Source organism: Erythrobacter sp. RANMB8 (genome assembly GCF_056848235.1).
This window is the reverse complement of record NZ_JBREHG010000033.1, coordinates 1-306: the sequence shown is the minus strand read 5'-3', so window position 1 is coordinate 306 and position 306 is coordinate 1. Positions and strand designations below refer to the sequence as shown.

General features: G+C 61.1%; 1 pseudogene. It reads left to right on the top strand.

Features of this window, described 5'->3' with window-relative positions:
- Positions 1 to 53 precede the first annotated feature (53 nt).
- Positions 54 to 306: pseudogene (locus tag ACU0AG_RS16095) on the top strand (transposase); the annotation flags it as partial.

Genomic DNA, 306 nt, shown 5'->3' with positions numbered 1-306 from the left:
GATTCCTAATTTGCCGCGAGTTCTGATTCAAGACTGCTTTTTGAGGAGCAGTCATGGGTCGCGGAGACTTGTCGGATGAGGAATGGGAGTTGATCGGGCAGCTGCTGCCGCCTGAGCGTGGTCGCTGGGCGCGGCCGGCGGGCGATAACTGGCGCTTTCTCAATGGCATGCTCCACGTGCTACGGGTTGGCTGCCCCTGGCGCGACATGCATGAGCGCTACGCAAGTGGAACTCGGTTTATGTCCGGTTCCGGCGCTGGGCCGAGCAGGGCATCTGGGATGCGCTGCTGCAAACGCTGGTCGATCT